The organism is Exiguobacterium sp. s5 (assembly GCF_018618075.1).
In the GTDB taxonomy this organism is placed as follows: Bacteria; Bacillota; Bacilli; order Exiguobacteriales; family Exiguobacteriaceae; genus Exiguobacterium; species Exiguobacterium mexicanum_A.
The window spans coordinates 57,365-68,929 of sequence record NZ_JACSLK010000006.1 but is presented as its reverse complement, the minus strand read 5'-3'; the positions used below and the strand labels follow the sequence as shown (position 1 = coordinate 68,929).

At 50.2% G+C, this 11,565-nt stretch carries 14 protein-coding genes; 9 read left to right on the top strand and 5 right to left on the bottom strand.

Annotated features, from left to right (window positions below):
* The first annotated feature begins 9 nt into the window (after window positions 1-9).
* The 5 genes from KNP60_RS12395 (at window position 10) to KNP60_RS12375 (ending at window position 3,523) form a co-directional block, all read left to right on the top strand.
* Window positions 10-393 carry a lmo0954 family membrane protein gene (locus KNP60_RS12395; protein WP_021067802.1) on the top strand — a complete coding sequence of 128 codons (384 nt, stop codon included), beginning with the start codon at window positions 10-12 and terminating at the stop codon, window positions 391-393.
* Window positions 394-415: 22 nt separating this feature from the next.
* Complete coding sequence (locus KNP60_RS12390) at window positions 416-1,087, top strand: PspA/IM30 family protein (protein WP_214797584.1); 672 nt, start codon at window positions 416-418, stop codon at window positions 1,085-1,087.
* An 86-nt stretch (window positions 1,088-1,173) separates the two neighbouring features.
* On the top strand, window positions 1,174-1,866 hold the full coding sequence (liaF, locus tag KNP60_RS12385; protein ID WP_034781097.1) for a cell wall-active antibiotics response protein LiaF: 693 nt from the start codon (window positions 1,174-1,176) through the stop codon (window positions 1,864-1,866).
* Entirely contained in the window at window positions 1,863-2,891 is a 1,029-nt protein-coding gene (locus tag KNP60_RS12380; protein WP_034781091.1) for a sensor histidine kinase, read from the top strand. Before liaF ends, KNP60_RS12380 begins: the two co-directional genes overlap by 4 nt.
* The gene (locus KNP60_RS12375) at window positions 2,888-3,523 is read left to right on the top strand and encodes a response regulator (RefSeq protein WP_114166483.1); all 636 of its coding nucleotides are present in this window, start codon (window positions 2,888-2,890) and stop codon (window positions 3,521-3,523) included. Before KNP60_RS12380 ends, KNP60_RS12375 begins: the two co-directional genes overlap by 4 nt.
* 86 nt (window positions 3,524-3,609) lie before the next feature.
* On the opposite strand, the gene KNP60_RS12370 is transcribed toward KNP60_RS12375, so the two are convergent.
* The 5 genes from KNP60_RS12370 to KNP60_RS12350 all read right to left on the bottom strand — a co-directional run bounded on the left by KNP60_RS12370 (window position 3,610) and on the right by KNP60_RS12350 (window position 7,161).
* Window positions 3,610-5,502 (bottom strand): ABC-F family ATP-binding cassette domain-containing protein, encoded by a 1,893-nt coding sequence (locus tag KNP60_RS12370; RefSeq protein WP_214797583.1) that lies wholly within the window; start codon window positions 5,500-5,502, stop codon window positions 3,610-3,612.
* On the bottom strand, window positions 5,499-6,200 hold the full coding sequence (locus tag KNP60_RS12365; RefSeq protein WP_034781080.1) for a lysophospholipid acyltransferase family protein: 702 nt from the start codon (window positions 6,198-6,200) through the stop codon (window positions 5,499-5,501). The genes KNP60_RS12370 and KNP60_RS12365 overlap by 4 nt, the downstream gene beginning before the upstream one ends.
* 94 nt (window positions 6,201-6,294) lie before the next feature.
* A complete protein-coding gene (locus tag KNP60_RS12360; protein WP_034781079.1) occupies window positions 6,295-6,555 on the bottom strand; it encodes a hypothetical protein in 261 nt (86 codons plus the stop codon).
* Between the two features lie 85 nt (window positions 6,556-6,640).
* The gene (locus KNP60_RS12355) at window positions 6,641-6,883 is read right to left on the bottom strand and encodes a hypothetical protein (protein ID WP_034781078.1); all 243 of its coding nucleotides are present in this window, start codon (window positions 6,881-6,883) and stop codon (window positions 6,641-6,643) included.
* A gap of 128 nt (window positions 6,884-7,011) precedes the next feature.
* On the bottom strand, window positions 7,012-7,161 hold the full coding sequence (locus KNP60_RS12350) for a hypothetical protein (RefSeq protein ID WP_021067792.1): 150 nt from the start codon (window positions 7,159-7,161) through the stop codon (window positions 7,012-7,014).
* A 288-nt stretch (window positions 7,162-7,449) separates the two neighbouring features.
* On the opposite strand from KNP60_RS12350, the gene KNP60_RS12345 reads away from it, so the two are divergent.
* The 4 genes from KNP60_RS12345 (at window position 7,450) to KNP60_RS12330 (ending at window position 11,554) form a co-directional block, all read left to right on the top strand.
* Window positions 7,450-8,301, top strand: coding sequence for a CvfB family protein (locus KNP60_RS12345; RefSeq protein WP_034781077.1), 852 nt, complete (start codon window positions 7,450-7,452; stop codon window positions 8,299-8,301).
* A 163-nt stretch (window positions 8,302-8,464) separates the two neighbouring features.
* Window positions 8,465-9,973, top strand: coding sequence for a degradosome RNA helicase CshA (cshA, locus tag KNP60_RS12340; protein ID WP_214754233.1), 1,509 nt, complete (start codon window positions 8,465-8,467; stop codon window positions 9,971-9,973).
* 100 nt (window positions 9,974-10,073) lie between these two features.
* Window positions 10,074-10,325 (top strand): hypothetical protein, encoded by a 252-nt coding sequence (locus KNP60_RS12335; protein WP_034781064.1) that lies wholly within the window; start codon window positions 10,074-10,076, stop codon window positions 10,323-10,325.
* Between the two features lie 35 nt (window positions 10,326-10,360).
* Window positions 10,361-11,554 carry an EAL-associated domain-containing protein gene (locus KNP60_RS12330; RefSeq protein ID WP_233005310.1) on the top strand — a complete coding sequence of 398 codons (1,194 nt, stop codon included), beginning with the start codon at window positions 10,361-10,363 and terminating at the stop codon, window positions 11,552-11,554.
* The last annotated feature ends 11 nt before the right edge of the window (window positions 11,555-11,565 follow it).

The following is an 11,565-nucleotide window of genomic DNA, read 5'->3' as shown; positions in this document are numbered from 1 at the left end:
GGATAATCGATGAATCGCCAGGTGAAGCAAGTATTGTTCATTGTGGCCGCGATCTCTTTAGTTCTCGTTCTAATCGGCTTTTTACCGAATATGATCATGTTCGGTTTGGGGGCGCTCTTAGCACTGTGGGCTGGAGTCAGATTCATGGCCGTGACACATGTCGGCGCAAAAATCGGTTACGGCGCGCTTGCCGTGATCGGGATCATCACAATTTTATCGAATATTTGGGCGTTAATCGGGATTGTGGTGGCATGGGTATTGTTTAAAGGGTATATGATGTATGCCAACCAAAAACAAGACGTCGAGATTTTGAATGCGGACGGCTCGCGTGCGAACCGGAGCAGCTTTCAATCGTTTGATCAAGTGTGGCAGAAGTTTGTAAACCGTCGCTAAGCTTCACAAGGAGGATATTATGATGAAAACACCATTTGACCAGTTTCGTGATTTAGCTAACGAGTTGACGAAAGAATTGTCGAAAGAGATGAAGAAGTTCCAAGATAAAGAGGGTCCACGTTCGGCACCGCGTTCGAGCGGGGAGGCCGAGTTGAACCGCCACATCCGTGGTGCTGAAAAAGAAGCGATGTCTGTCGAACGTCTCGTCGAACGTCAAAAAGCGCTCCTCGATGAGCTGGCGACAAAACGTGATGACGCTAAACTGATGGCGGATAAGCGTTACGAGCAGACGGAACTCGCCAAACAAGCAGGCGAAGACAAGCTCGCCGAACGGGCAGCTCTCGAGTCGAAGCATTACGGTGAGCAGTATCGTTATTTTGAAGGTCTCCTCGATGAAGGAGCACGTGAACTCGATACCCTCGAGCGCCGAGCTCTCGAGATGCGACTGAAACTCGATGAGATGCAAAACAAACGGTATGAGTTCGCAATGCGTGAGAACCTGGATTTATTGAAAGGTGCGCTCGATCAAATCTTCGGGGCAGAGACGTCGAAGACACATCCATTCACGGAAGAAGAGAAAAAAGCAGAAGAGAAGAAACAAGAACCGGCCGCTGAAGAGAAGATCGATCCAGCGGACGAAGATGATTTCGAAGCAAAACTAAAAGAACTTGAGCGTCGTTTCAAACAAGACTGACGCAACGGTTCAGCGATGGTCCGGCGAATGGTTGGGCCATCGCTTCTTTGCTTCATGTTACATACTGTTAGAGAGGGGGAAGCAATGTGGAACGTTGGAACACACGCCAAATCATCGGCTTTATGATCATTCTATTCGCCATTGGACTATTTATCGATATCGCGACGGGTGGTAACAGCGTCCTCTTCAGCATGGTCGTCCCGCTATTGTTGCTGTATATCGGGCGTCGTTTTAGCCGCAAAGGCAATCAGCCGGTCAGCTATATCTTTTACGGGATTGGCGGTATCATGCTCGTCGGGCTCATCTTCTCGTCGGCGGCGTTCGGCTTCGTATTGTCAGGTTTATTGCTCATGTTCGGCTATCGACTGTACAAGAATCGTCCGCTCGAATCGAGTCGGTTCAAGTCACATATCCGGCAAGAACAGGCCTTTTCGTTTGGGACGAAAGAGAGCGGTCACTACGTGCTTCAAGACACGAATGAATTCTTCTTATTGCGTGACGTCGAACTCGACTTGTCGCGCGCCATCATTCCGGAGGGAGAAACGTTCTTACTATTGAACGGACTCGCCGGGGACGTCCGAATTCTCATTCCGGCCGGCTACGATTACTCGATTGATGCATCAATCGGATTCGGCAAGATTCAAGTCGATGAGTCGAACTATTCACCGGTGTTCAACCGTCGCTTTTACACGGCTTCGGACGATTATCAAGCAGCAACGCGGAAAGTCCGCATCCATATCGTGCTCATGAGCGGAAGTGTCGAGGTGATGACCGTATGAAGAAGGATTCGTATCCAAGGACGGTCGTCTGGCATCAGTTATTTAGCAGCCTACTGACGGCACTGTTCGTCACGATCGCATTTTTAATAGGTGACTCGACTTCACTCCGAGATTTGTTCACACGTGAAGAAGGGTTGCCTTTCGGTGTGTCTATCCTCGTCATCGCCGTCTTGATCGGTAGTATCTTCGGGGTCGGTTCGTATTTTTATTTGCGACGCGACTTCCGGGAAGTGGCGATCGCCTTGTGGAAGCTTGAGAATCAAAAAGAGATTACATTCCGTCCATTGTCGCCTTATCGAGATACACTCGAACGGATCGCCCGGATTTCTAAGCAACGCACGGAAATGATTGAGATGGCCAAACGGGTCGGGGACCGACCTGTCAGTGTCGAGGAAGCGCGCAGCGAAGCAGTCGTCGAAGAACGGCGCCGTGTCGCCCGTGAACTCCATGACTCGGTCAGTCAGCAACTGTACGCCATCTCGATGATGACGACGGCAGCTAAACAGACGATCACTTCAAAACCAGACGTGGCGGCCAAACAAATCGAGCAGGTCGAAGTGATGGCACAAACTGCTCAGGCGGAAATGCGTTCGCTCCTGTTGCAACTCCGTCCGGTCGAGCTCGAAGGAATGACGCTCAAGACGGGAATCGAGCGCCTGTTAGAAGAACTGTCACGCAAACAATCGACCGAGCTCGTATGGCGCCTCGAAGAAGTCGAATTGTCGCGACATACTGAGAATGAACTGTTCCGCATCGTCCAAGAAGCGATCAGCAACACGCTTCGCCATGCGAAAGCGAAACGACTTGAAATCGAAATGCGGACCGTGCAACAGACGGTCATCTTAAAAATAAACGACGACGGGATCGGCTTTAATGTCGATGATACACAAGTCGCCTCATATGGCTTACAATCGATAAGAGAGAGGACGGCTGAGGTCGGCGGGACGTTACGACTCGTCAGTGTGCCAGGCGTCGGTACTCAGATTGAAGTGCGTGTGAAACAACAAGTGGAGGGGTTAGAATGATTCGAGTCGTATTGATTGATGACCATGAGATGGTGCGGGCCGGCGTCTCGGCGTTTCTGTCGACGCAGCCTGACATCGAAGTCGTCGGAGAAGCATCGGACGGCGCGACAGGGGCCGAGCTTGCCATCGCCGAGAAGCCCGATGTCGTCTTGATGGATTTAGTGATGGAGCCTGTCGATGGGGTCGAGTCGACGAAGCGGATCAAGGCGAGTTGGAAAGACGCCAAAATCTTGGTCGTGACGAGCTTCTTAGATGATGAAAAAGTGTATCCCGTCATTGAGGCCGGGGCGATGAGTTACGTCTTGAAGACGGCAAACGCCAATGAAATCGCCGATGCGATTCGGCAAACGGCAGCCGGCAATCCGGTCATGGCCGCCCAAGTGACGGGCAAGATGCTCGAACGGCTCCGACATCCGGAAAAGACGTTGCACGAGAGTCTGACGGCAAGGGAACGTGAGATTTTACAATTGATGGCGGAAGGGAAATCGAACCAAGTCATCGCCGACGAACTATACATCTCGTTGAAGACGGTAAAGACGCACGTCTCCAATATTTTGACGAAGCTCGACGTCTATGACCGGACGCAAGCTGTCGTTTATGCGTTTCAACATAATATCGTCAGTAAAGGGTGAACAGGGTGCTTCCAAGCGCTGCACTCGAATTGTCCATACATGGCTACACGAAAAACAAGGATCACGCCGACGCGTGATCCTTGTTTTTAGTTCTTCTGTGCTTGAATTTGTTCATCAATCTCCGATAAATATTCCCATCGCTCCATCTTCGCATCGAGCGCTTCTTTCAACGCGGCAATGTCGGCGTACAGTTCATTCACTTTACCGAGGTCGCTACCCGCTGCGGCGAGCCGTGCCTCGGCTGCCTCGATCTCAGATTCGAGAGAGGCGATATCATCCTCGATCGTCTCCCATTCTTTCTGCTCTTTAAAAGTGAATTTGACGACATCGACTTTGACACGCTCTTTCTTCTCTTTCGATTCTTTTTTCACTTGTTGCTTCGTCTGTTCTTGGAGTGTGGCTAAATAGTCACTGTACTCCGCATGATAAACGTTGATCGTCCCGTCTTCGAACGCAATCAGCTGTTCGGCGATCCGATCTAAGAAATAGCGGTCGTGACTGACGGCGATGACCGTGCCTGGGAACGACTCCAAATAGTCCTCGAGGACGGACAATGTCTCCGTGTCGAGATCGTTCGTCGGTTCATCTAAAAATAGCACGTTCGGCTCGTCCATTAAAATCCGGAGCAAGACGAGGCGGCGTTTCTCTCCACCCGACAGTTTGGCAATCGGTTTGTATTGAGCGTCCGGGGTGAATAGGAAGCGTTCGAGCATCTGACTGGCCGTGATCGTCTCGCCGTCCGGCGTATAAATAACTTGAGCGATGCGTTCAATCTCATCGATGACACGGCGCGATGTGTCCTCAAATTCGACTTGTTGCCCGTAATAGCCGAGATGGACCGTCTCGCCATGGACGACCGTTCCTTGCGTCGGTTGAAGGCGATGGGCGAGCAAGTTCATGAGCGTCGTCTTCCCGCTACCGTTTGGTCCGACGATGCCATACCGTTCCCGGCGTCCGAACAACCACGTGAAATCTTCAATGAGCAAGTGATCGTCATAACCGAAGGACAAGTTCTCCACCTCGATTACTTTTTTCCCGAGGCGGCGCGAACCGACGGATACTTCGAGCGCCTCATCCTCGGCAAGCGTCTCTTGATGCTTCAAGTCCTCGACGCGCTGGATGCGTGCCTTCTGTTTCGTCGTCCGTGCCTTGGCACCACGACGCAGCCAAGCGAGCTCACGACGCAAAATGTTTTGCCGCTTTTGCTCCATTGAATGCGACCGAGCTTTTCGTTCGGCACGCTTCTCAAGGAAGAGCTCATAGTTGCCGTCATAGAAGTAACTCGTGCCATCGGCGATTTCAAGGATATGATTCGTGACTCGGTTCAAGAAATAACGGTCATGGGTGATGAGCAGGATGGCCCCCCGGTAATCAGCGAGAATCGTCTCAAGCCAAGCAATCGTATCGGCGTCGAGTTCGTTCGTCGGCTCATCGAGTAATAGTAAGTCAGCTTCGTCGAGTAGGGCTGCGGCCAAAGCGACCCGTTTCTGTTGTCCACCGGAAAGCGAGCTGATCTCTGCCGTCACGTCCGGAAGACCGAGCCGATTTAAAATCGATTTCAACTTCGCTTCAGTCTCCCATGCGTCGGCTGCATCGACTGCTTGCTGGGCTTTCATGAAGCGTTCCAACCATTGTTCGCTCGTCGGGTTCGCCTCGAGTGCTTGGCGCGCGAGCTCATACTGTTTCAACGCCTGGACGGACGGGGTCTCACTCGTGAACAACGCGTCTAAAATCGTTTGCCCGGGGGCGAAGTCGACCGTTTGGGTCAAATAACGAATCCGGTAATCGTTCGGGTGTTGCATCGAACCCCGGTCTGCGGTCTCGACGCCGGCGATGATTTTTAAGAACGTCGACTTTCCGGAGCCGTTGACCCCGATGACCCCGATGCGATTGCCTGGGTGAATCGTCATCGTGACGTCGTCGAACAAGACTTTATCTGCAAATTCTTTATGAATGCCTTCGATGGCTAATAAACTCATGATTCTTCTCCTTCAACGACGCGGCGAATCATCGTCTCTGCCAGCGCCGCAATTTCTTTATTCGGGACGTCTGCCGGATCGATGACCGGTAAAAACGTGACGTCGACCGTACCCGGTGTGATTCGGTTTGTCGTCTCGAGCAAATGGTGGCTTCCTTTAATGGCGACAGGGACGATTTTGGCACCGCTTGATGTGGCGAGCGTCAGGCTACCAGCTTTGAACTCTTTGATTGGTCCGCCTTTTGAGCGGGTGCCTTCCGGGAAGACGATAATCGACTGTCCTGATTGGATCGTCTCGACGCCGGAACGGATTGCTTTAATGGACTGGCGCCGGTCGCTGCGGTCAATGAAGATACAACCCATCAGTTCCATCCAACGCGGAATGATTGGGAACTTTTGCACTTCGATTTTTGAGATAAACGCTTTTGGATGTTTCGTCGCTGTGATCATAATCGGGACATCAAAGTTCCCTTGGTGGTTCGCGACGTAGACGACCGGTTCATTCGGGATGTTCTCTTGGCCGTGAACACGGACGCGAGCGCCGGCGATTCGTAATAGAAAGCTTGCCCATTTATAAGCGACGGTTTGGACGTATCCATAACGTTCCGGGGGCGTCAGTCGCTTCGCTTTCGGATAGAACGGAAGTGTCAGCGGTAAGACGGCGAAAAAGGCGATAAACCAGATGGCGGTGCGGATCATACATATTTCTCCTCTCGATCGTTCAGTAATGAGTCTGGACACGAAGAAAGAGTCTTCCTCTCTTGACGAGAATCCGACTCTTCGGCATGAATCTTTATTCCCAGAAGCGAGAATCGCTTTCCTCTTCTTCTTCCTCGAGTTCGAACGTGATTCGTTTATTCACCGGGTCCACAGCAAAGTAAGCCCCATCTTGTTCGATGCTCTTGAACTGCATGACTTGGTCACTGCCGATTTCAAGCGTGAGTCGAATGCGATTGTCATCGTCGACGAGCAAGATGCCGTCTTCTTTCAGCCATAGCTCCATGACAGGTGAATAACGCAATAGCCATTCGTTCGATAAAGGGATTTCGTTCATACGTGTTTGTGCCTCCTACGGGTTGAGTCCGTTTTGCTCTTCTTGTCTAGAATAGAATAACAAAAGTGGAGGGGGAAGACGAGCGTTATGTAGAACGTTTACGCGTAGTTGAATGCATGCGCGCCACGATGCGCTTGATCTTTTTTTGATTCCGGCGCTCGATGAGCAAGACGTTCGTTTGTGCGACCAACTGTTTAAATGAAGATAAGCCCATGGCGAGCAATACGGCGAACAGGAATGTACCGATCGGGTCTTTGAAAAAACCGGTTTGGAGCGAGACGGACAAACCGACGACCGAAAGAATCGTGGTGAGAAAATAAAATAGCATGAGTGACTCTCCCTTCCCAGATGATTCAATAATAAAAGCCGAACGTTATGTTCGTTCGACAGATGCATAAAAAATCCCTTTTTTTGTCGGAACAAAACAAAAAAACGCCTTCTGTCAGGAGAGGGCGTTTACTCTTGGACCATCGTGACGGATGAAGATACGTTCGTATCGACTCCGTTTGAAAAAATGAAGCTAAGTGAAGCGAGTAGCGCGAAGAAAGCAATCAATAAGCCTTTCATGAAGCGCTTCGCGAATGATCGAGATTGTACATCAAACATTTTATATCCCCCGTTCGGCCATGGCTGAAACCTAATTCGTTAAACAACACTTCCTTAATAATAACGTTTTCAAAATGTGGATACTAGATGGAAAATGCGCGTTCACAAAATTGTCACAAAATTTGAAATATAGAAGCTAGTATACGGACCCATTTAGCAAAACGGAGGGGCAATCTTGTTCACATTTTAGACACAATTGAACGGAGTAAGGAAATCGAACGTGATATGATTAGGAACGTGTGTAGGTAGGTATACTGACAGTAATAGATGAAAAAGGATGTGGATTGTATGGCATTACGTGCAGGAGAAGTAGTAGACTTGGTCGCGGAACGTTCAGCTGATTTTGGTGTGTTTATCGGAAACGGTCGCGAAGAGGTACTCCTTCATCGAAAAGAACAAACTGAAGAAGTCACAGTCGGACAGACGGTGCGGGTCTTCCTTTATCACGACTCAGAAGGACGTCTCGCTTCGACGATGACGATTCCGAGCGTCACGTTCGATGACTATGAGTGGTATGAAGTGACTGGAGTCCGGTATAACACCGGTGTGTTCGTCAATATCGGGATTCAAAAGGATGTACTCGTCTCATTAGATGATCTTCCTGAGAACCGGTCGTATTGGCCAAAAGAAGGGGACAAGCTTTGCATTCGTCTCAAGTACGATCAAAAGAGCCGTCTTCTCGGGGAACCGGCCCACTATGCGTACTTGAACTTGTTGGCGCGTCCCGCTAAAGAAGAATGGGGCAATCAAGATGTCCATGCGGTCGTCGTCAATCGACGCGAAGTCGGTGTGAACGTCTGGGTCGAAAATGAATCACTCGGTTTCTTACATGAAGCAGAGATGACACGTTGGCCACGTCTCGGTGAGCAATTGACCGTACGTGTGACGCAAGTGAAACAAGACGGGACGGTACTCGTCTCGATGAAACCGCGGGCATATGAAGCCATCGACCCGGACGCGGAAAGTATCCGTGCTTATATTGAAGAACGCGGCGGCCAAATGCCTTATGGCGACAAGACGGCGCCGGACGTGATCGATCGTGAGTTCGGGATGAGTAAAGCGGCGTTCAAACGCGCACTCGGGAAACTGCTGAAAGAAAAGCAAGTTGAAAAACTCGACAACGGCTATAAATTGAAATAAGATAACTCATGTCCAGGTGGCTATGAAAAGTTTTAGAATGTATTTCTTTCATTTTAGAAACAAATACGTTATAGTTAGTAAAGTTGACTACGAGGAAACATTGGAAAAACGTCTGTAGAACAAAACCTCAGACGTTTTTTGTATGAAAAAAGGAGAATATAATTTGACAAAATTCCAAGATTTACAGTTAAGTGAAGCATTAGTAAAAGGTGTACTCAAAATGGGCTTCGAAGAAGCTACACCGATCCAAGCTGAGACAATTCCTGTCGCACTCACAGGAGTGGACGTATTAGGTCAAGCGCAAACAGGTACAGGGAAAACAGCAGCTTTCGGTATTCCGACAATTGAGCGAATCGACACAAAGGCACGTCAAGTCCAAGCACTTGTTCTTGCACCGACACGTGAACTTGCGATTCAAGTTGCAGAAGAATTGAACAAAATCGGTGAAGCGAAGCGCGTTTACGCACTTCCAGTATACGGTGGCCAACAAATCGACCGCCAAATCCGTGGTTTGAAAAAGAACCCACAAATCGTCGTTGCCACACCGGGCCGCCTCATGGACCACATGAAGCGCAAGACGATCAAACTCGACGAGATCCAAACTGTGATCTTGGACGAGGCAGATGAAATGCTCAACATGGGCTTCGTTGAAGACATCGAGATGATTTTGAAAGGCCTTCCGGCTGAACGTCAAACGCTTCTCTTCTCTGCAACAATGCCACCACAAATCAAGAAGATTGCTGAGCGCTTCATGAAGTCGCCGACGATCATCAAAGTAAAAGCGAAGGAAATGACAGTTGAGAACATCAACCAACAATTCCTCGAATTGCGCGAAGGTCAAAAATTCGATACGCTTTGCCGCTTGATCGACATCGACTCGCCAGAACTCAGCATCATCTTCGCTCGTACGAAGAAACGTGTTGACGAAGTGACAGAAGCACTCATCAAACGTGGTTACACGGCTGATGGTCTTCACGGTGACTTAACGCAATCAAAACGTGACCAAGTCATCCGTCGTTTCAAAAACGGCACAATTGACATCTTGGTCGCGACAGACGTTGCAGCCCGTGGTCTTGATATCACAGGTGTCACACACGTTTACAACTTTGACGTCCCACAAGACCCGGAAAGCTACGTGCACCGTATCGGACGTACAGGCCGCGCTGGTAAAACAGGTACAGCCCTTACGTTCATCACGCCACGTGAATTCGGTCAAGTCAAAGCAATCGAACGCGTAACGAACAAGAAAATGAACCGTCGTCACGTACCGACAATCTCAGAAGTGCTCGAGGGCAACCAAAAGCAATCGGCTGAAGAATTGATCGAACGTGTTCAAGCGGGCGACTTCAAAGCTTACACGCAACTTGCGACTGAGCTTCTTGAAGAATACGAAGCAGTCGAGCTTCTTGCAGCGGCACTTCGTGGATTGACGAAAGAGCCAGATTCAACTCCGGTTGAAATCTCGTATGCAGAACCAGTACGCGTCAAACGTCAAGGTGGACGTAACGACCGTGGTGGATACCGTGGAAATCGCAGCGGCGGCGGAGAACGTCGTGGTGGCGGTGACCGTGGTGGACGCAGCGGTGGCGGCGGTGGATACCGTGGCAAACGTAGCGGTGGAGACGACCGTCGTCGTTCAGACGACCGTGGCCCACGCCGTCCGCGTGACTAATCAATAACTAAAACCGCATCTCCTTAAGTGGATTTGCGGTTTTTTTTATGGTGTCATGCTACACTAAATGAGTAGAGACAGAAAAATGAGGTGTCAACGGATGATTGAACTAGGTTTTGGTCTCGTCATACTAGTGGCGTGCGTCCTGGCTTTGAAACCGATTATTACGCGGACCGAGCGTCCGAATTTTCGATATATCCCGGTCGCCACGCTCCTGTTCGGCGCGATGATTTGGCTTGTGATGGCCATCGGCGTGGGCGGGAAGATGGGAATCGGCTACGGTGTGATGAGTATCGTATATTTCATTGCTTGTTTCGGTGCCTATATGTATGTGCATACACGAGCGAGCTGAACCCAGCTCGCTTTCGTGTTTAGAAAAAAGACGAGGTGATCAAGTTGGACGCAGTGGATGTGATGATGAATCCAGAAGAAGTCGAAGTGACATTTGAACCAATCCTGGGAGCCGCCACCTTCCAAGTAGAAGGTTATATGGTCCATGGACAGTTCAGGGGCGAGTCGCTCACCCCATTCTTTTACGACGATGACGTTCCGCTCGAGTATCAGCTCGATATCGCCAAACGGATGGAGCGTTTAGCGGCCGAACAGTTAAGGGATGCGACGCAATTCGTCACGTTCCGATGTCGTTCAGAGTGGATTCTCGAACAAGGAGGCGAGGCGTTTTTGGCCCCGCTTCGAGAATTGAACTTCCCGCTCCATCGCATTTATGTGACGCTTCAAGGGACGGATCTCGTTGACGTGTCACGCTTGTCACGAGTCGTCCAATATTATCGTTCATCTGGTGTTAAAGTCGCGCTCGACTTCGCAGAATCAACGAGCATCGAAGACATCATGACGGTGGCGCCTGAGATGTTGCTCGTCGATTTGGCGACGATGGTCGAGAAGAAGACGTTATCGGTCACGTATCCGCAAATGCTTCAGACGATGGAATACATCGCTTCCCGTCTCGGGGCTCCGCTCCTCTATAAATCAATCGACCATCTCGGACAGTTGCGTTATGCGTGGCGTCATGGCGGACGTTATTATATGGGCAGTCTCCTCGGGCAAAGCGATGCGATGCCGCCGCGCGAAGCGAAAGGTATGAGCGTATTGACGCAAGAAGTACCGTCGTTCTTCTTACACGATCAAGAGCGATTAAAGCGATTATATGAATTGGAGTTCGAACTCCATAAACAAATCCACGATCTCGTCCAAAGCGGGAAGTGGTCGCGCGATAAGAAAGATGAATGGTTGCTCCATATTGCCCCGAAACTCGAAGGGACGTTCGTCCGTTACTATTTGACGGACCAAACCGGGTTCCAGACGAGCGCGAACGTCTATCAGGCACAGTCCGCTTGGACGGTCGATAACACGTATCGCGGCTATAACTGGAGTTTCCGTCCGTACTTTATTCGGACGATGGCGGCGATGGACGTGCGCGGACGGGGCTACTTGTCCGAGGATTATCGCGACTTCAGTTCGAACGAAGTGACGCGGACGTTCAGTTATCCGTTACCGGACGGCATGTTCTTGTTTGCCGATTTATCTGAAGAGTTCTTATATCAAAATCGACTATTAGATTGAGAGGGAAAATG